This is a genomic window from Nocardioides salsibiostraticola (genome assembly GCF_054783655.1).
In genome coordinates this window covers 57,901-76,885 of the sequence record NZ_BAAGQD010000016.1, presented here as the reverse complement: position 1 = coordinate 76,885, position 18,985 = coordinate 57,901, and the positions used below count along the sequence as shown (strand labels likewise).

13 protein-coding genes and 2 tRNA genes are annotated in these 18,985 nt (G+C 66.1%); 5 read left to right on the top strand and 10 right to left on the bottom strand.

Annotated features, from left to right (window positions below):
• Window positions 1-331: 331 nt before the first annotated feature.
• Together ACYVLV_RS10610 and tyrS are read right to left on the bottom strand one after the other, a co-directional pair.
• Window positions 332-1,390: an alpha-hydroxy-acid oxidizing protein gene (locus ACYVLV_RS10610; RefSeq protein WP_460809793.1), complete on the bottom strand. Its 1,059-nt coding sequence runs from the start codon at window positions 1,388-1,390 to the stop codon at window positions 332-334.
• Entirely contained in the window at window positions 1,387-2,664 is a 1,278-nt protein-coding gene (tyrS, locus tag ACYVLV_RS10605; RefSeq protein WP_460809790.1) for a tyrosine--tRNA ligase, read from the bottom strand. The genes ACYVLV_RS10610 and tyrS overlap by 4 nt, the downstream gene beginning before the upstream one ends.
• A gap of 146 nt (window positions 2,665-2,810) precedes the next feature.
• On the opposite strand from tyrS, the gene ACYVLV_RS10600 reads away from it, so the two are divergent.
• From ACYVLV_RS10600 to ACYVLV_RS10590, 3 genes are read left to right on the top strand one after another with little or no spacing between them, the layout of a single operon-like run.
• Window positions 2,811-4,205: a serine/threonine-protein kinase gene (locus tag ACYVLV_RS10600; protein WP_460809788.1), complete on the top strand. Its 1,395-nt coding sequence runs from the start codon at window positions 2,811-2,813 to the stop codon at window positions 4,203-4,205.
• Window positions 4,202-7,459, top strand: coding sequence for a response regulator (locus ACYVLV_RS10595; protein WP_460809786.1), 3,258 nt, complete (start codon window positions 4,202-4,204; stop codon window positions 7,457-7,459). The genes ACYVLV_RS10600 and ACYVLV_RS10595 overlap by 4 nt, the downstream gene beginning before the upstream one ends.
• Entirely contained in the window at window positions 7,456-7,659 is a 204-nt protein-coding gene (locus ACYVLV_RS10590; RefSeq protein ID WP_460809784.1) for a hypothetical protein, read from the top strand. The genes ACYVLV_RS10595 and ACYVLV_RS10590 overlap by 4 nt, the downstream gene beginning before the upstream one ends.
• 125 nt (window positions 7,660-7,784) lie before the next feature.
• Here ACYVLV_RS10590 and ACYVLV_RS10585 read toward each other — a convergent pair whose 3' ends face one another.
• The 7 genes from ACYVLV_RS10585 to ACYVLV_RS10555 all read right to left on the bottom strand — a co-directional run bounded on the left by ACYVLV_RS10585 (window position 7,785) and on the right by ACYVLV_RS10555 (window position 16,147).
• Entirely contained in the window at window positions 7,785-8,180 is a 396-nt protein-coding gene (locus ACYVLV_RS10585; protein ID WP_460809782.1) for a response regulator transcription factor, read from the bottom strand.
• Window positions 8,181-8,226: 46 nt separating this feature from the next.
• The gene (locus tag ACYVLV_RS10580) at window positions 8,227-9,867 is read right to left on the bottom strand and encodes a sensor histidine kinase (RefSeq protein WP_460809780.1); all 1,641 of its coding nucleotides are present in this window, start codon (window positions 9,865-9,867) and stop codon (window positions 8,227-8,229) included.
• Window positions 9,864-11,744 (bottom strand): ATP-binding protein, encoded by a 1,881-nt coding sequence (locus ACYVLV_RS10575; protein ID WP_460809778.1) that lies wholly within the window; start codon window positions 11,742-11,744, stop codon window positions 9,864-9,866. Before ACYVLV_RS10575 ends, ACYVLV_RS10580 begins: the two co-directional genes overlap by 4 nt.
• Entirely contained in the window at window positions 11,741-12,088 is a 348-nt protein-coding gene (locus tag ACYVLV_RS10570; protein WP_460809777.1) for a response regulator, read from the bottom strand. Before ACYVLV_RS10570 ends, ACYVLV_RS10575 begins: the two co-directional genes overlap by 4 nt.
• Window positions 12,089-12,231: 143 nt before the next feature.
• On the bottom strand, window positions 12,232-14,121 hold the full coding sequence (locus ACYVLV_RS10565) for a putative glycoside hydrolase (protein WP_460809776.1): 1,890 nt from the start codon (window positions 14,119-14,121) through the stop codon (window positions 12,232-12,234).
• A gap of 319 nt (window positions 14,122-14,440) precedes the next feature.
• A tRNA-Ile gene (locus ACYVLV_RS10560) sits at window positions 14,441-14,514 on the bottom strand.
• Window positions 14,515-14,527: 13 nt separating this feature from the next.
• Window positions 14,528-16,147, bottom strand: coding sequence for an LCP family protein (locus ACYVLV_RS10555; protein WP_460809775.1), 1,620 nt, complete (start codon window positions 16,145-16,147; stop codon window positions 14,528-14,530).
• Between the two features lie 131 nt (window positions 16,148-16,278).
• Here ACYVLV_RS10555 and ACYVLV_RS10550 point away from each other — a divergent pair, with 131 nt between their 5' ends.
• Together ACYVLV_RS10550 and ACYVLV_RS10545 are read left to right on the top strand one after the other, a co-directional pair.
• On the top strand, window positions 16,279-17,028 hold the full coding sequence (locus tag ACYVLV_RS10550; RefSeq protein WP_460809774.1) for a PIG-L deacetylase family protein: 750 nt from the start codon (window positions 16,279-16,281) through the stop codon (window positions 17,026-17,028).
• A 65-nt stretch (window positions 17,029-17,093) separates the two neighbouring features.
• Window positions 17,094-18,815: an acyl-CoA dehydrogenase family protein gene (locus tag ACYVLV_RS10545; protein ID WP_460809773.1), complete on the top strand. Its 1,722-nt coding sequence runs from the start codon at window positions 17,094-17,096 to the stop codon at window positions 18,813-18,815.
• 78 nt (window positions 18,816-18,893) lie between these two features.
• On the opposite strand, the gene ACYVLV_RS10540 is transcribed toward ACYVLV_RS10545, so the two are convergent.
• Window positions 18,894-18,966: transfer RNA gene (locus tag ACYVLV_RS10540), tRNA-Asn, on the bottom strand.
• Window positions 18,967-18,985 lie beyond the last annotated feature (19 nt).

The window sequence follows — 18,985 nt, the reverse complement described above, 5'->3', positions numbered from 1 at the left end:
AAAACAAACTGGGCATAACAAACTAATTCGTCGACTATATGACACACTGTTGAGTTCTCAAGTATCAGACGCACACGCTAGACTCTCTCGAATCCCCGCGGGGCCTGTTTCCGCTTCGCCCTGATCCTTGCACACGCTTGCGGCGCGGCTTTCATCGGGGCTTTGCAGAGGTGATCGCTATGGGGCCGGGAACCCGACCCAGTAGGTCTTGTTCCCCGCCGCTCCCTGGCGACGTGGTGAACATTAGATGTTTTGAGGGGTCTTGCCAAATCGAACGACCGTGACGCGGGCCACATCAGCGTTTGTGCAGGTCAGAGGCTTGTAGCTCCGTCTAGCCCTGGTGCTCGACCGGCCAGAAGGCGCATCCCCGTGACGCAGCGATGTCCTCGCAACCCAGCAGACGCAGGGTTTCCTCGACCTGCAGATCGAGTTCGCGCCCCATCCGCGTCACTCCAGCCTGCCCCTGCGCCAGGGCGAGCAGCGGCGTTCGTCCCAGGAACACCAGGTCGGCGCCTAAGGCGATCCCCGCGACCACGTCCAACCCCCCGCGCACTCCCCCGTCGACGTACACCTGAGCGGCGCCGTCCAGAGCCGCCACGACGGGCGTCAGCGCGCGCGCAGTCGAGACCGTTCGGTCCAGTTGGCGGCCGCCGTGGTTGGAGACCCAGACGGCGGAGGCGCCGGCCTGTACGCAGCGCAGCGCATCATCGGCTCGCACCACTCCTTTGGCGACCACGGGGAGCCCCGAGACATCCCGCACCCAGGCGAGGTCGACGGGGCTCACGCGATCGGACTTGGCACTTCCTGCCTGATCCTCGTAGCCGGGGTCGAAGTTCACGCGAACCAGCGACGGGTCGACCCGTGACCAGATCGAGTCGGTCGCGTGGTGCGGGTACTTGGTCCCGACCACGGGGGTGTCGAGCGTCAGGACCACTGCCTCGGCGCCGGCTCGCACCGCCCTGTCCAGGAGTGGCCTTGCCAATTCTCGGTCCTGCGGCAGGTACAGCTGCAGCCACCATCGGCATCCGGTCGCACCGATGTCCGCGAATCTCGTCCCCGCGTTACTCGAGACCGCGTAGACCGTGCCCGTGCCTGCGACGGCTCGCGCCATACCCAGCTCACCATCGGGGTGGACGACCCGCTGGAGGGTCGTGGGGGCGATCCCCCAGGGTCCCTGCGAGAAGCGACCCAGCGGGCTGGTGGAAACGTCGATGACGGAGACATCGCGTAGGACGCGAGGGTAGAGATCCACCTCCGCCCAACTGTCGATCGCGCGGGCCGCGGTACGGCCCTCGCGGGCTCCACTGACGATGTAGTCGAGGAGTGCGGGGTCCACGTGGTCGGCCGCCCACTGCTCGAGGTCCGACAACCAGGCGGCCTCCTGCGTCACCGGACGAGCTCGATCCCCGCGAACCGCTTCTTGCCTCGTCGCAGGAGCAGCCAGGACCCGGCCAGGACGTCATCCTCACCCGGGATCATCTCGGGGTCCTCGATGCGTTGGTTGTTGAGGTAGGCGCCGCCTTCCTTGATGGCTCTGCGGGCCTCACCCTTGCTCGCCACCAGCGCGCTGGTCACCAGGAGGTCGGTCACGGTGGGCACCCCCTCAGAGATGTCGACAGCGACCGCGCCGGCCTCACGGAGCGCCGCCACCAGCGTGGAGGGGGCCAGGTCCTCGAGGTTCCCGCCGCCGAACAACGCGGCCGCCGCCGCTTGCGCCTGGGCGGTCTCCTCCGCTCCGTGCACGAGCGTGGTGACCTCCTCGGCGAGGGCCTTCTGTCCCGAGCGAAGAAACGGCTTCTCCGCGTGCTCCGCCTCCAGCGCCTCGATCTCCGGGCGAGTTAGGAAGGTGAAGAGTCGTAGGAGTTCGCCGACCTTCTCGTCCTCCACATTGAGCCAGAACTGGAAGAACGCGTAGGGCGACATCATTTCCGGATCCAGCCAGAGTGCACCGCCCTCGGTCTTGCCGTATTTCGTTCCGTCGGCCTTGGTGACCAGCGGCGTGGCGAAAGCGTGGGCGGTTCCACCCTCCGCACGGCGGATCAACTCGCATCCTCCGGTGATATTTCCCCACTGGTCCGACCCACCGAACTGGAGTGAGACCCCGTGCTGGCGGTAGAGACTGAGGAAGTCCATCGACTGCAACAGGACGTAGCTGAACTCGGTGTAGCTGATCCCGCCGGCGTCGAGGCGACGTTTGACCGTATCTCGGGCCAGCATCCGGTTGACGGGGAAGTGCTTGCCGATGTCGCGCAGGAAATCGATGGTCGACAGCCCGGCGGTCCAGTCCAGGTTGTTGACCATGGTCGCGGCGTTCTCGCCCTCGAAGAACAAGAAGGGTTCGATCTGCGCCCGGACCCGCTGAACCCAGTCGGCCACGGTGTCGCCGGAGTTCAATGTGCGTTCCCCGGAATCGCGCGGGTCACCGATCATTCCGGTGGCTCCCCCCACCAGGGCGAAGGGCGCGTGGCCGGCCAGCTGCAGACGGCGGGCGGTCAGGATCTGCAGGAGGTTTCCCATGTGCAGGCTGGGTGCCGTGGGGTCGAAGCCGACGTAGAACCTCACCACACCGGTGGACAGTGCCTCGCGCAACGACGCCGGATCCGTCGAGTGGGCGATGAGGCCACGCCACTCGAGATCGTCCAGGAGCTGGGGGTCAACAGACACAGAGGAACCTTTCCTGCCGCCGAGGGCCGGTCGTTTCGGAACCTCCAGAGTGCCGCATCCTGCCTCGCACCATCGCAGGGGTACGCCGACCGAGCGGCCTGGACCATTGGGGCATGCGTTGTGCATCGGCCCCTTAAGGTGGGCAGGTGATCGGAGGTAGGTACTCACTCGACCGAGAAATCGGACGCGGCGGCATGGGCGCGGTGTGGTTGGGACGCGACGAAGTGTTGGGACGGTCCGTCGCGGTCAAGCGTCTGGGAGCGGCTCTGAGCGCCGGATCGGCCGAACTCGAACGCGCCGAACGAGAGGCGCGCATCGCTGCGCATCTGAACCACCCCAATGTGGTCTCCGTCTTCGATCTGGTCACCGAAGGCGAGGTGGTCTGGCTGGTCATGGAGTACGTCGCCGGAGCGACCCTGGCTGAGGTGATCCGTCGGAACGGCCAGCTGTCGACCGCCGACACCGCTGCGGTGCTCGGGCAGGTGGCCGAAGCCCTCACCGCCGCCCACGGGGCCGGGATCGTCCACCGAGACGTCAAACCCTCCAATGTCCTGGTCGGCGACGACGGTTCGGTCAAGATCTCGGACTTCGGCATCGCCCGCACGGAAGCTGACTCGCATCTGACTCAGACCGGACTCGTGACCGGCTCCCCCGCGTATCTCGCACCGGAGGTGGCCTCCGGAGGTCCGGCCACCTCGGCGAGCGATGTGTGGTCGTTGGGCGCCACCGCCTTCCACGCCTTGACGGGACGACCTCCCTACGCCGTGGGTGACAACCTCATGGGGGCGCTCTACCGCATCGTGCACGAACCGCCACCGCGGCCGGAGGGTGCCGATTGGCTGACCCCGATGATCGAGTCGACCATGGTCCACGACCCCGCACGTCGTTGGAAGATGGACGACATCGTCGAGTTCCTGGCGCAGGCGCCGAACTACTCACCGGCGTCCGTTTCTCCTGCGGAGACGACCTCCACGCAACCCGCCGTCCCAGCGCCCGAACCGACGGCGTCGCGGGCCTACCCCCCGGCCGTCACCCGGCACCGACCACCGCCGAAACGGAGCGCCGTCGGCATCGTCCCGCTGCTGGTCGTGGCGGCTGTCGTGGCACTGGTGGTGATGGTCGGACTGCTCATCACCCAGGACGACCCGGCCGCGAACGACGTGAGTGCGACCCCTACCTCGCAGACCGAGGACACAGGCGCGCCCACCGAGCCAGCCGAGGCGAGCGAGTCGCCGTCCCCGGAACCGACCGAGGCTGGAATGAAGCAGTTCATCAGTGACTACCTCGAGACCGCGAGCAGCAACCCCGACGAGGGGTTCACCATGCTCACCTCCTCTTTCCAATCCGCGAGCCCGAACTACGTCGGCTTCTGGAGTTCGGTCAAGAACCCCGAAATCACCAGCATCTCGGCCGACGCCGACGCGCAAACGGTGACGTACGTCTACCAGTACAACCGAGCGGGCCAGGGCCGTCGTTCGGACGAGGTCAGTCTGCAGCTGGTCTTCCGGGACGGGAAGTACCTCATCGACGGCGAGTCATGACGGCGGACTCGGAGGGCTTCTTCAAGGCGATCGTGGAGACCTCCCCCGACGTCTTCTGGGTCATCGATCTGCAGGGCGACACGATCTATGCGAACTCCCGACTCGCTCACCTGTACGGCGTCGAAGAGGACGCGCTGGTCGACCTGACCGTCTTCGACACCCTGGACGCGGAAGGCCGGATCGCCTTCGCCGCCCACCTGGTCGATCTACGGGCCGGTGTGCTCATCCACCATGACGTGGAATGCCTCTTCGTCCGCAAGAACGGCGACACGCTCTGGGTTCTGGTCAAAGAGAGCCCCTGGCTCAACGAATCGGGTGAACTGATCGGGGTGGTGCATCGCATCACCGAGTACCACGCACGTCGGGCGACCCACGACCAGTTGGTCGAGAGCCGACGAAGGCTGGAGGAGACCCAGCGGATAGCCCGCGTCGGTGGCTGGGAGTGGGATCTCCTGACCAACGAACTGATCGGCACCCAGGCATTGGCCGAGCTGTACGGCGTGTCGGTCGAAGAGTTCCCCCGCGACGTCGACTCGTTGTTCCAGATGGCCCATCCCGACGATCTGGCGGAGATGGTCGAGTCGATGACGCCCATCGGTGGCGGGGAGGACTCGTTCTCCTTCGTGGCGCGTTTTCGGGTCGACCCGACTCTGGACTGGCTGTGGATCCGTGCCCGCGGCGTGATCCAGCGCGATGACGCCGGCCAGGCCTTGCACGTCTCCGGTACGCATCAGGACGTCACCGAACTGATGCTGGCTGAGTCGGCCCTCGAGGATCAGGTCGCTCAGAACGAACTGCTCCGGGCCGTGGCCAGCAGCGCCAACCGGGCCAGCACCCTGGATGAGGTACTTCCCTTCCTGCGGGGGCTACTGCTCTCCCACGACGACTGGACCCGCGCCCGGTTCTATCGGGTCGCGGAAGATCAGTTGGTGCCGAATGTGGTTCACCCCGACGATGCGGCCGCGGATCTCGAGTTCCCCGCTACAGCTGAGGCAGACCTCGCTCTGGCGGTGCGGTCCATCGCCGAGAACGGAGTCGTCTGGTCCCCGGACGGCCTGGTCCTGGCAGCGCCCGTAGTGGTCGACGAGCTGATTGCGGCGGTGCTCCTGATCGCCTCGGCCCCACCGATCCTCCGCCACGCGATGATTCAGGAAAGCGTGGAGTCCAGCGCTGTGCAGATCGCTCGCGTCATCGAGCGTGAACAGTCCGCGCGAACGCTGAGTGCGGCCCGTGACGCGGCGATGGATGCCTCACGACAGAAGTCAGAGTTTCTGGCCACCATGAGCCACGAGATCCGGACTCCCCTGAACGGAGTCATCGGCCTGAACGACCTGTTGATGCGCAGCGATCTCGACGAGTCCCAGCGACGTCTGGCCTCGGGCGTCCAGGTCGCTGGCCGAGCTCTGCTCGCGGTGCTCAACGACGTCCTGGACTTCTCCAAGATCGAGGCCGGGATGATCGATCTCGAGTCCTTGGACTTCGACCTTCGGACCGTTTTCGAACAGGTGGGCGATGTCCTCGGCGAGAGCGCCCGGTCCAAAGGCCTGGAGCTCATCATGTCCTGCCATCCCGACGTACCCGAGATGGTCACCGGCGACCCGACCCGACTGGCTCAGGTGCTGACCAATCTGGTCTCCAACGCCGTGAAGTTCACACCCTCGGGCGAGGTCGCGGTGCGGGCCGTCCTCGAGTCCCGCGATCAGGACGGGGTCCGGGTGTCCATCGAGGTGTCCGACACGGGGATCGGCATCGATCCTCAGTCGGTCGCCACGTTGCTCGAGCCGTTTACTCAGGCCGACAGTTCGACCACCCGCATGTACGGCGGAACCGGGCTCGGACTCGCCATCTCCCAGCAACTCGTCCAAGCACTGGGTGGCGAGTTGAGCTACTTCCCCAGGACAGCGGGAGGAAGCGTCTTCCGATTCACCGCCCTGTTCGCCGAAGCCAGCGCGCAGGCCGCAGAGGGGCGGGATGCGGAGGCTCGATCGATCCTGTCCGGCACCCGGGTCCTGGTGGTGGACGACAACGACACCAACCGACTCATCTTGATGGAACAGGTCTCGCACTGGAACATGTCTGCCCGCGACGCCTCCTCGGCCGAGCATGCCCTTGCCGAGATCCAGTCCGCTCACGGACACAACGAGCCTTTCGATGTGGTCCTCATGGACTACGCCATGCCGGGCCGTGACGGGCTGCAACTCGCGCACGACATCGTCGGGCTCGAGCAGACGGCGCCAGCGCTGATCATGCTGACCTCCATCACCGGCGTGGACCGGTCGGCGGTGGAGAGTGCCGGATTCGACGAATGCCTGACCAAACCCGTCCCCGTCGACATCCTTCGGTCTGTGTTGATGCGGCGTCACGGGGCCACTGCGAAGATCCCCACTGCCGCTGCTGAGGCCGGCCAGCCGAAACATCGGCGCATCCTGGTCGTCGAGGACAACGAAGTGAACCAGATGGTGGCGTTAGGAGTCCTCCAGTCGCTCGGCTACGACGGTGAAGCCGTGGGGGACGGTGCCCAAGCCGTGGCACGGGTCGAACGCGGAGATGTTCATGCCGTCCTGATGGACGTGCAGATGCCGGTGCTGGACGGGTACGCCGCCACCCGGGCCATCCGCGACGCCGGACATCACCGTCTGCCGATCATCGCGATGACCGCCGCCGCGGTCGAGGGAGAACGGGATCGCTGCCTGACGGCGGGGATGGATGCCTACCTGACCAAACCGATGGATCCCAAGAGTTTGGCCGCGACCCTGGCGGAGTGGCTGTCCGACCGCACCGACAACGGCTCTGCCCCTAACGAGTCAGGCAGTACCGAGTCAGGCGACAACGATCTCGAGGAGCCGACGATCAATCCGACCCCACCCATCGACGGCCTCGATACCCAGCGACTCGACATGCTGCGCGATCTGGATCCGGGCGATACGACGTACCTCGACCGGGCCATCGGCAACTTCAGCGCCAGATCGCAGACGGTTCTCACCTCGTTGGAGGAAGCGATCGCGAGCGACGACGACACCCAGGTGAGAGCGCTTGCCCACAAGCTCAGTGGCTCGGCCTCCAACCTGGGTGTGCTCGAAGCATCCGACGACGCTCGGGACCTCGAGTTGAGGGCCGTGGATGCCGACGCCCACCAGTACGCGACAATCCTGGAGCGCCTGGGCCGCAGCGTTGCCCACGGTTGCGAGTTGCTGGGCACCTACCAAGCGACCTACTCCGCGTCCACCGCGTCTACTGAAAGGCCACCTTCATGAGAAGCATCTTGAGCACCGCCATCGTCGTCTGGTTGATCATCGGCGCCTTCGCCGCCTACCAGCGCGGATACTTCGGCAGCGACCGAGAGGTCAACTGCAAGACGGCGAGCGACACCGCGTTGACGGTGGCCGCGGGCGTCTTGAACTACGTCGGGGTGAACCCCAAGGTCGACTGCACGGTGCCCGAACCCTCGCAGTGAACGACCCGCGTTCGACCGCCAGTTGAGTTCGTGGTCGACGGGCACCCCGCCCACATGACGAACACACGTGCGAACGACTTCAGGGCGAGACTGGCCGGGGCGAGTAGCCGGAACCGGCAGTCCTGCTAGGGCCGGAGCAACCGCCGTACCAGGTCGGGAAGGTGGCGGGCTTCGGTCTTGGAGATGCACTCTGCGACGCCGAGGGCACGGGCGGCTGCCTCGAGTTCCCGGTCGAGGTAGGCGGAGAAGACGATGATCGCCTGATCGGGGTGGTGAGCCAGCATCGATTCGGCCACCTGAAGACCCGTCAGTCCTGGCATCCGGTTGTCGAGGATGACCACGGCCGGAACGGGCGGCGGAGCAAGGGCGAAGTACTGCTCCAAGGCCTCGGTGCCGTTGGCAGCCTCGACCACTTCCAGACCGTCGAGCTCGAGGATCATGCGGGCCAGTTCGCGCATGTCCGGCTCGTCGTCCACCACCAGGACCAGTGGAGCCACAGCTTCTACAACCGTTGTCGACATGGGGTGGGGCCCTCGCTCAAGTTGTGGTGTGAATTCGTCTGTTCCTTTACTCTAGCCCCGCACCGTTTCCACCCTGTGCCGTTGCCACCCTGGGGAGTTCGACGACGAAGGTCGTGGCATCCCCGATCACGCTTCGGGCATAGATGGTGCCGCCGTGGGCATCGACGATGCGTCGGGCGATGTAGAGCCCCAGGCCCGTTCCGGTCACCGTCCCCTCTCGGGTGCGAACGAACTTGTCAAAGATTCGTTCGATCTGGTCGGGCTCGATGCCGACCCCCTGATCGGTCACCGACACGCGCACGAACTCATCGGTGGCTTCGACGGTCACCTCGACCGGAGCATCGGTGGTCGCGAACTTGAGCGCGTTCTCGAGGAGGTTGGACAGGACCTGCTGAATGCGGTCGGGGTCCCCGTCGATCATGAGGGGGGCTTCGGGCAGCCTGAGAGTCATCTCGGTGCCGCCCGAGGCGAACGAGTCGACGCAGGTGCGCACCTCCTCCACGAGGTCGATGTGTTGCTTGACGTAGCCGAACTCCCCGGCCTCGATGCTCTCGGTGTCCAGGACGTCGCGGGCCGTCGCCTGGAGTCGTCGCGCATTCGCGTAGGCCCGGCGTACGGCGTCGTGGCGGTCTTCGTCACGCATCGACTCCCAGTGGTCCAAGGTCGTCTGGAGGAATCCGAGGACTCCGGATACCGGGGTGCGCAACTCGTGGGAGACGACGGAGATGAACTCCTCCTGGGCCCTGTGTAGGGCACGCAACCGCGTCTCTTCCTCCCGGGCTCGTCGCAGCCTCTTGGCCAGGACCACGGTCAGCCCCAGACCGATGGCGAGGAGCAGCAGCACCAAAATCAGTCCTGCGGTCTGCAGGGGCCCCGCCAGCGGTTCGACGAACTCCGCCTCGTCCTGCGTGAACACGACCCGCCACCCCACGACCGGCACCGCGGCGCTGATGATCAGGTCGCCGTCGACGACCCGCAGGCCGTCGACCACATCCTCGACCCCGCGGTCAGAGGAGGGCTCCCCCAGACCCGTGGGCAGGGTGGTGGCCAGTACGAGACCGTTGCTGTCGACGAAACGCCACGCAGCCGTCCCTGCGTCATCCTCGGCGAGGGCCTGGATCTCGAGGTTGAAGGTCGAGTCGGACGTCAGCGCCTGCTCGAAGACGAACATGCCGCGCACGCTGGTCGGGTCCTCACCACGAATGGCCACCACGAAGGCGTACGACGGTAGTTCGGTGGTGATCCCCGACTGCTGCACCGGCAGCACGACCGCAGGAACACTCGCCAAAGTCTCCTTGACCCCGGCCCACTCGGGCGGGGCATAGGTCGAGCCTAGTTCGTCGGGCCGGAGCAGGACTCCGGTCGTGATGGTGTCGTCGTCGTCGACCAGGAAGTAGCCCGAGACCGCCTCGGTGTCGAGTTTGTAGGCGTCGAGACCCGCTTGGTCCGCCGCACTGTCGGGCTCGAGCTCCCACGGTTGAGCACCCAGACCGGCTACGGCGGCGAAGGTGGACTCGAGTCGGGCGTTGAAACTGTTCGCCGTCGAGCGCACCTGGGCTTCCTTGGCGTCCTTGAGCGCTTGGGAGCCGTCATTGGTGGCAATGCTGAGCAAGGTCACGACGATCGCGGCCACGGCAGCAACGGCAGCGAAGGCTAGAGCGGGAACGATGCGGTCACGGGTCGTCACGAGCTATCTCCTGAAGGGGCTGCATCAGCGTCGCGCTCAGGAGCGAGCGTCGCCGGCGCGGGTGGGGTGTGCCTGGACTCGAGCGGGAATGTCACGACGAAACGCGCACCGCCGCTCTCAGCGTCCTGCAGCTGGATGGCGCCGCCCATCGAAGCGGCGAACTCGGTGACGATGGCCAACCCGAGACCCGTACCCCGGGTCCGGGTGACCGCGTCACCCACGCCACGGTAGAACCGGCTGAAGATCCGATCCCGGTCGGAGGCCGGCACGCCCGACCCATCATCTTCAACCGCGAGCTCGGCAACCCCGTGGTGCTCGCGTACGAGAACTCTGATGGGGGTGCCGGGTGGGGTGTACTTGGCGGCGTTACCGACCAGGTTGGTGACGACCCGTTCCAAGGCCTCATGCGACCCAGAGACCAGCACCTCGTTCTCGAGACGCGAAGTGACCGGGTGACTCTCCAGCAGATCGGCGTGGGTGTTCAGGATCTGATCGACGACCTGACCCAGGTCTAGAAGCGTCAGAGTGTCGGCGACAGGATTGCTTCGCTCCAGCCGAGAGAAGTCGAGGAGGTCCTCGACCATCTGACTCAGTTGCTGCGCATTGCGGTCGATGCGCCCCACGATGCCGTGCGCCTGCTCCGATCCGAGCTCGCCCCACTTCTCGTTCAGGAGGCTGGAATAGCCAGCGATGGCCACCACCGGGGTCCGTAGCTCGTGTGAGGCCGTCCCCAGGAACACGGACTTCAACTCGTCGACCGCCCGCATCCGCTCGACGAGGTTCTGCTGCTCGGCGAAGGCGTCGGCGTTGGTCAAGGACGAGGCCAGCAGGTCGGCGACACCGACCAGCGTGTCGACGTCGTAGTGATCGAGGTGTCGTCCAGCGACCACCCTGAGTCGCGCGGCAGTCCGTCCCCCACGGGCGAGTCGCAGCCACACCGTTTCACCCTCCGCGACGGACTCGAGACCGACGGCCGACCGACCGCCCGATGGAGGCGCACCCCAGCCGAACAGCGGGCGGTCCCCGCTCGGGAGCACGGTGGTGATCGATAGCCCGCGAAGTCCGAGACTCGAGGCCAATTCGGTCGTCATCGACGGCAGGAGGTCACCCAGGTCACGGGTCTGCTGCGCGAGGACGGCGATCCTCGCCACCGTCGCGTGGGTTTGCTGCAGTCCTCTCAGCTCGTCCTCACGAGTTCGCACTGCTCGTTGCCGCAGACCGATCGCAGTCGCTACGCCGCCGCCGCCCAGAAGGATGATCAGGGCCAGTCCCCAGACCATCGTCGAGAGTCGTCCCGCCGGGGCCCTCACCACCACTGACCAGGTCGATCCGTCACCCGAAGAAATGGCCGCCGCGTCGCTGACCGTAGCTCCCGAGCCGGAAGGTGCGCTCACTGCGACGCGCTGGCGGGGCCCGTCGACCGCGACAACGGAGTCAGTGGGGGCCAGGTCGGCAAGGACATCGGCCAGGCGGAGCGGGGTGACGACGTACCCCCGCAGGCTCTCGCGTCGAGCCTCCACGGTCCCTGGGGGCGGTAAGGCGTCGTAGCGGGCGGCCACGATCCGCCCCCCGTCGGTCTCATCGAGCATCGGCGTACCGGAATCCCTCGCGATGGCCAGGGTGGCGGGCGGGACCGAGGCGACCTCACGGTCGGGAGAGGAACGACTTTGGGGTGCGGCGGCGGTGCGTGTCGCCGCGTCCAACTGCTCCTCGATAGCGGCCGACACCACGGTTGCGCTTTGGGCAGCCAGAAGTGTGACCCGGTGCTCGGCCTCGAGGTTGGCGACATGCTGACCGCCGAGCAGTACGGCGAGGACGGCCAGAACAGTCAGCACCGTCAGCGCCAGCGGCGCTGCCGCTTCGCGGAGCCTTCTCAAGGGGCGCACACTGCCGCACGTAGGACCCGCAGATTTCCCTTGGCCAGGAAGGGAACCCCGACAGCGGCCGCTCGGACCCTGAGATCGGTCTGCTGATAGTTGCTGTAGATCACCACACGCAGGTTCTCGTGCTGAACCACCAGTCGCTCGGCCAGGCTGAGCCCGTCCTCCCCCGGCGGCATCCGGTAGTCGAGCACCACGACATCAGGAGCCAACGACTCCACGAGCGCCGCTGCCCCGGCAGCATCGGGTGCGCCATGGACCTCGTGGCCCTCGAGACGGAGATCGGTCAACAACAGGTCCAGAGCGTCGCTGTCGTTGTCAGCCACGACGATACGCAGCATCTTGCCTCCCCCTAGGACCTGGGCGGGAAGCTCGGTCCTATCTCCGCATCCAACACCCTGCGGAGGATGACTGCAGGCAAAGCCTCACCCTCCCGACCACAACGTCGAGTGGTGTAGACCAGCTGAGGCAGGATCCTGCCTCATCACCCTGTGACGCTGGTGACCCTCCACGGTCGCGATTCGCTGAGGTTCCCTGCCCCGTCGACGCCGATCACACTGATGCCATAGCTGCCGGACGGCAGATTCCGACTCGCCGTCCAGTCGGTGGCCGTATCGGTGGAACTGGTGACCTGCGCGGTGAGCTGTTGGTAGGAGCCCCAGCTGCCGTCGGATCGCAGCCACTGGTTGGTGTTCTGGTTGCGCACGGCGAAGCGCACCTCGGCGGCACGGACGTCGTCGCTCAACCGACCGGCCCACCTGACGGTGCCGCCGTTCACAGTGTTGCTCGAGAGCGTGACGGTGGGTGCCTGCGTGTCGGCGCTCGTGACCCCCCAGGGTCGTGACTCGCTGAGGTTCCCCGCCCCGTCAACACCAATCACGCTGATGCCGTAGCTGCCGGACGGCAGGGTCCGACTCGCCGTCCAGTCGGTACTCGCACCGGTGGAACTGGTGACCTGCGCGGCGAGCTGCGTGTACGAACCCCAACTGCCGTCGGGCTGCAACCACTGATTGGTGCTCTGGTTGCGCACCGCGAAGCGCACCGCGGCGGCGCGGACGTCGTCGCTCAACCGCCCGGACCAGGTGATGGTGCCGCCGTTCTGGTTCGTGTCGTCGAGCGTGACGGTGGGCGCCGTGGTGTCGTCCCTCGCCGGAGTGCTCGTCGAGGAGGACGAGGTCGTGTCCAGGAGGATCTGGCCGCTGTTGGGGGGCATCCAGACCGTGGACACCGTGCCGCCGTTGAGCGTGCGCATGGGTGAGTCGAGTGGCACCGACACCCCGCTGGAGGTGGGGTTGACCACCGAGAGACCGTTGCTGAACTCGCGGGTCCAGACACCGGAGGGCTCCTGCGCCATCGGACCGCTGGGGGTCCCGATGTTCTTCGGCATGGTGTAGGGCAGAGCGGTTCCCATCACGCCGGCCTTGTTCCGAGAGCTCGTGAACGCGAGGTAGGAACGTCCGTCGGCGCCCATCAGGAACGACGCCATCGTGTAGGCCTGCCACTGCTTGATCTGATCTGCGGTGGCGCCCACCCAGAGCTTGGTGGTGAAAAGCCCCGAGGTGTTCTGGCTCTCCATGTCGCGGATCACGTCGATGTTCCGGACCCAGCCCTCAGGTGTGGGGAAGGTGTTGACACCGGTCCCGGATCCACGGAGGAAGTCCTCCATCTGGGCGGCGGGTTGGCTGTTGACGAGGGGCCGCGACGGGGCGGTCTTGGAGCGCCAGTAGCGGTAGTCGTTCTCGACGCTGTTGCCGACGTGGATCAGGCCGGGACTCTGATTGCGGTAGTGCTCGGCCAGGGAGATCATCTGCTGGCGGTACTGCGCCTCGGTGTACGTCGTACCTGTGTAGGGGTTGACGGGGAGCGAGGTGACGTAGCCGCGGGAGAAGACACCGAGCGTCAGCATGTCGACCAGGCAACCGTCGAAGCCACCCAGTGCAGCCCGTTCGTCGCACTGCTGATTCGCCTCGACGCGCCAGCGCCAGGTGGACGACTCCATGAGGTAGGTGCCGAACTCCGGGGCCTTGATGCGTCGCCCTTCAGTGTCGTGAGCGAAGGCAGCCTCGGGAAGTTCCGCAGTCGCCCCCTCCGTGGCCAAGGTGGCGTTCGCGTAGGCCAACAAGTCGATTCTCGGGTTGGCCACCCGCATCGCGTCGGAGTGCTCAGCGAAGGCGAACGGCATCGCGGCGACCAGGTCGTGATCTCGCGCCAACTCGAGGGCCTCGGCGCGCGAGTAGTGGTGGTTGTCGGACATGTACTCCGGCGTCCACGTCAGAGCGACCCCGCCGGGACGCGCCGGCGCACCGGGCACTTCGGCGGCGCTGGCTGCCGGAGCGGTGAAGGCGAGCGTGGCGGAGAAGAGGGCGGTAGTCACCAGGGCAGGAAGGAACCGGGGTCGGCGAACCGACCGGGGAGCACACAGCATTCAAAAGGCCTTACGGTCTCAGGGGGTGCGTCGCGGACTCGGGTGGGGTCGACGTCGATCGCAACGCTAGAGGGGCCAGCTGTCTCAGGTCCAAGAAACGGCGTGTGACGCTCAACTCTTGCCCGAGAAGGGTTTCGGCCCGGCCACAGACGGGCCATGGCCCCTGCCCGATCGGACTACTCCGAGGGTGATGCAGCGCACTCTTGCTGTGGATTGACCCCTCGGTCGGGCTACTTCGCGCTGAAAACGCCACTTGCGCGTACTCGGGTGGGGCGGGTGGGGCTCGAACCCACGACCCAAGGATTATGAGTCCTCTGCTCTAACCGACTGAGCTACCGCCCCTTGCGGGGTCAGACTATTGGCTGGCCGCGATCGTTTCATCAGTCGGGTTGTAAGCACAGACGTCCGCGGCGTCGTCCGGGGCCTGGATCTCCTCGGCGTCGGTCTCCTCCGGGGTCACGGTGAGGTACGGGTCGGTCGGAGTGGCGCTGTCATCGGGTTCCAGGAAGCGAGGGCTGCGCTGTTGGATCCGGGGCTTGGGCTTCGACGGGTTCAGCGACTTCTCCACCACCGCCCGCACGTAGTCGAAGTCGGGATCGCCGGAGAAGAACCGATCGTTGTTACGGAACACGACCGACTTCACCCCACCTGCTTTGACGCGCAGCGCCAGGTCGACGAAGGCGGGGGCCAACTTGCGTGGGATGTCGGTGGACACGATCTCCTTGCCTGCCTTGGCCAGGGCTTGGTAGCGCGTAAGCAGGGTGACCGGGTCGGCGGCCTCGATGATCGCGTCGACCATGCAGCGCTGACGCTCCATCCGGGCGTAGTCGTCGGACCCGTAGCGGCCACGGGAGAACCACAGCGCTTCGTAGCCGTCCAACTCCTGGTCCGGCCCCGGGTCGAGGTAGTCCACCGGCGGGATGCCCAGATCGGTGTTCCCCTCGATGGCCACCGGTTCATTGATGTTCACCGTCACCCCACCGATGGCGTCCACGATCTCGCGGAAGCCGGCCAGGTTGACGAGCATGTAGTAGTCGACCGGGATGCCGAGCGAACCGGAGACGGCCTGCTTGACCGCGTCCGCCCCCTCGTCATCGCTCTCCCCCAATATCCCGGGGTGCAGGGCGGGCACCTGTCCGTAGACGGCGTTGAGCATGTAGAACGCGTCGTCGTCGTACCCGTCGTAGCCCTCGGGATAGAGGTCCTGCAACGGGCTGTCCTCGGGAAACTGTGCATAGCGCATGTTGCGCGGAAGACTGAACGTCACCGCTTCACCGGTTCGGGTGTCCAGACTGAGGAGGATCACGCTGTCGGTGCGCACCCCGGTCCGGCCCTCTCCCCCATCACCCCCGAGGAGGAGAACGTTTACCTGGTCCGCGCCCACCCAGGGGTCCTTCTCGGTCGCCTTCTCCGGTGTGGTCGCGCTGACCTTGTCGTCGAACACGGTGGTGACCAGGTCCGCCTGGACCACGGCGTACTTCGCCGCCAAAGCCATGGGGGCTGCAACCGCGAGGCACAACGTGGCCACGATGGTGTTCCCCACCAGTGTGTGCCAGCGAGGACGGTGACGCGGCCGCACCAGCCGGTAGGAGGTGACCACCACGAAGGCCCAGATCACCAACCCCACCGAGATCGCCAGTGCGGCGAGTTTGAGTCGCACCGGGTCCAGGGCGAAGTCGATGGCGGCGCGGACATCACGACCGAAGTACCACAGCGTCGCCGCGATCAGCCCGAGCCAGCCCACCAGCACCACCGCGCCCAAGGCGCGCCGACCGGCGTAGAGGTAGCCCGAGCCGGGCACCAGCGCACCCAGGAAGGTCATGCCCAACGTGCCGGTGAGCCCGCGGGTACGTCGTCGACGATCACCTGCGCCACGACGTGCGCCGCCGCGACCGCGGGCACCGGTGGGCTGGCGCTGCGACTTCGGCGCTCGCCGAGCACCGTGACGACTCGGGCGCGCGGCGGAACCAGACATGGGTGTCCTCGTCGAGGGGGAAGATCAGGAGGGCAACATCGCAGACGCAACGCTACACCTGGGCTACCGGCAATCGGGTGATCTCTGGGCGATGCTGGCGCGTTCTGCTCGACCAGTGGCAGTCTCAAGTCATGTCGACCGCCAAACCTGTCCCGCTCCAACCGCTGACCGAGGACTGGACGCGCGCCCTGTGCGTGGTCGCCCATCCCGACGACCTGGAGTTTGGCGCTGCGGCCGCGGTCGCCCGCTGGACCGGACAGGGGAAGACGGTGACCTACTGCATGGTCACCAGCGGGGAGGCTGGCATCGACGCTCTCGAGCCCGAGGAGTGTCGCCGGCTCCGTGAGGCCGAGCAGATCGAATCGGCCCGGATCGTCGGCGTCGACACCGTGGACTTCCTCGGATGGCAGGACGGGGTCGTGGAGTACGGCGTGCCCCTGCGGGCTGCCATCGCCCGAGAAGTACGACGCCTACGACCGGAGATCGTCATCACCGGCAACCTTCGGGAGACCTGGGGTGGGGCCAACCTCAACCAGGCCGACCACATCGCCGTCGGCCGAGCTGTCCTGGACGCCGTACGTGATGCCGGGAACCGATGGATCTTCGCCGATCAACTCGTCGACGGACTCGAACCCTGGGGCGGAGTGGGCGAGGTGTGGGCCTTCGGCTCCCCCCTGTCCGACCAGGCCGTCGACACGACCGAAACCTTCGACGCCGGCGTGCGATCACTGGAGGCGCACCGCGCCTACATCGACGGACTCGGCTGGAAGGACTTCAGCGCCCGCGAGTTCCTGGAGGGTGGTGCCCGTGCCGCCGGTCAACGACTGGGTGTTCCGATGGCGGCGGCCTTCGAGGTCTTCCCGATGGGTTGGGGTTCCTGAACCAACCCGCCGCAGCACTCCCCCATCAAACCCGCACCTCGACCCGACCAGACCGGAGCCTGACCTTGTCCTCATCCCTGTTGCTGAATCCCGCCACCTACGATGCCTCGCACTTCGATCCCGAAACCCAACGACTCCTCCACGCCACGATCGACTGGTTCGAAACGCGCGGATTGGCACGGCTGGTCAGCGATTACCACGCCAAGGTCTTCTACTCCGAGTTCCTCGAGTTCGCGGCGAAGGAGAAGCTGTTCTCCACGTTCCTCACTCCTGCACGAGACGCGGAGGGCAATCCAGACAAGCGATGGGACACCGCCCGGGTCGCGGCCCTGTCCGAGATCCTCGGGTTCTACGGCCTGAACTATTGGTACCCCTGGCAGGTCACGATCCTCGGCCTGGGCCCCGTGTGGCAGAGCGAGAATCCCGAGGCCCGCGAGCGAGCCGCGCAGTCGCTCGACGCCGGCGGTGTCGCGGCCTTCGGGCTGTCCGAAAAGGAGCACGGCGCCGACATCTACTCCAGCGACATGGTGCTGACTCCCCACCCCGATGGCACCTACACAGCCACGGGCAGCAAGTACTACATCGGCAACGGCAACTGCGCCACCACCGTTTCGATCTTCGGCCGCATCGAGGGAGTGGAAGGCCCCGACCAGTACGTCTTCTTCTACGCCGACTCCACTCACCCGGCCTACCACGTCATCAAGAACGTCGTGCCCTCCCAGATGTACGTCGCGGAGTTCCGCCTCGAGGACTATCCAGTCACCGCCGCGGACCTGCTGCACACCGGCGAGGACGCCTTCAGCGCCGCGCTGAACACGGTCAACATCGGCAAGTTCAACCTCTGCTTCGGTGGCATCGGGCTGACCACTCACTCGTTCTACGAGGCGATCACCCACGCGCACCACCGTGTCCTCTACGGCAAGCCGGTCACCGACATGCCTCACATCCGACGGATGTTCGTCGACTCCTACGCCCGCCTGAGCGGCATGCGACTTTTTTGCGACCGAGCCGTCGACTACTTCCGGTCCGCCGGCCCGGATGACCGCCGCTATCTCCTGTTCAATCCGGTCACCAAGATGAAGGCGACCACGGAGGCGGAGAAGGTCATGGGCCTCCTCGGCGAGATCGTGGCGGCCAAGGGTTTCGAAGCCGACAACTTCCTCCCCATCGCCAAGGTCGATGTCGCGGGGCTACCCAAACTCGAAGGCACGGTCGCGGTGAACCTGATGTTGATCGGCAAGTTCATGCCCGCCTACCTGTTCCTGCCCGAGGATCTGCCGGAGATCCCGGTACGTCGCGATGCCGCTGACGATGAGTTCCTGTTCCGCCAGGGCCCCACCCGGGGATTGGGCAAGGTGCGGTTCACCGACTGGCGCAAGCCCTACGTCGACAGTGCGCACATTCCGAATGTGGCCCGCTTCACCGAGCAGGCCGAGGCATTCGTCGAACTGCTCGGCACCGCCGCACCCGATGAGAGCCAGTTGACCGACATGGACCTCATGCTCAACTTCGGGGAACTCTTCACGCTGATCGTCTACGGCCAGCTCATCTTGGAGCAAGCCGCGCTGAGCGAGGTCGAGGACGACCTCGTCGACGCCACCTTCGACGTACTCATCCGTGACTTCTCCAGTCAGGCGGTCGACCTGATGGGCAAACGGGGCGCCACCGAGGCGCAGCAGAACTGGGCCGTCTCCGCGTTGCGCACCCCGATCGTCGACAACACCCGATTCGAACGCGTCTGGAGTCAGATCGCGGGACTCTCCGGGGCCTACGAGATGCAGGGCTGACGGGTCCGCTGTCGTCAGAAGCGGCAGAACGTAGAAACCCGCCTGCCCTGCGTAAGCAGGTCAGGCGGGTTTCGTTCGCTCCCCCGACTGGACTCGAACCAGTAACCCTCCGGTTAACAGCCGAATGCTCTGCCAGTTGAGCTACAGGGGATCGGCTGCTCATCTCTGAG

Excerpts from the sequence above, each read along its gene's own strand:
- ACYVLV_RS10570 (WP_460809777.1), bottom strand. The coding sequence starts at position 12,088 with ATGCTGCGTATCGTCGTGGCTGACAACGACAGCGACGCTCTGGACCTG.
- ACYVLV_RS10590 (WP_460809784.1), top strand. The coding sequence starts at position 7,456 with ATGAGAAGCATCTTGAGCACCGCCATCGTCGTCTGGTTGATCATCGGC.
- ACYVLV_RS10555 (WP_460809775.1), bottom strand. The coding sequence starts at position 16,147 with ATGTCTGGTTCCGCCGCGCGCCCGAGTCGTCACGGTGCTCGGCGAGCG.
- ACYVLV_RS10585 (WP_460809782.1), bottom strand. The coding sequence starts at position 8,180 with ATGTCGACAACGGTTGTAGAAGCTGTGGCTCCACTGGTCCTGGTGGTG.
- ACYVLV_RS10595 (WP_460809786.1), top strand. The coding sequence starts at position 4,202 with ATGACGGCGGACTCGGAGGGCTTCTTCAAGGCGATCGTGGAGACCTCC.
- ACYVLV_RS10550 (WP_460809774.1), top strand. The coding sequence starts at position 16,279 with ATGTCGACCGCCAAACCTGTCCCGCTCCAACCGCTGACCGAGGACTGG.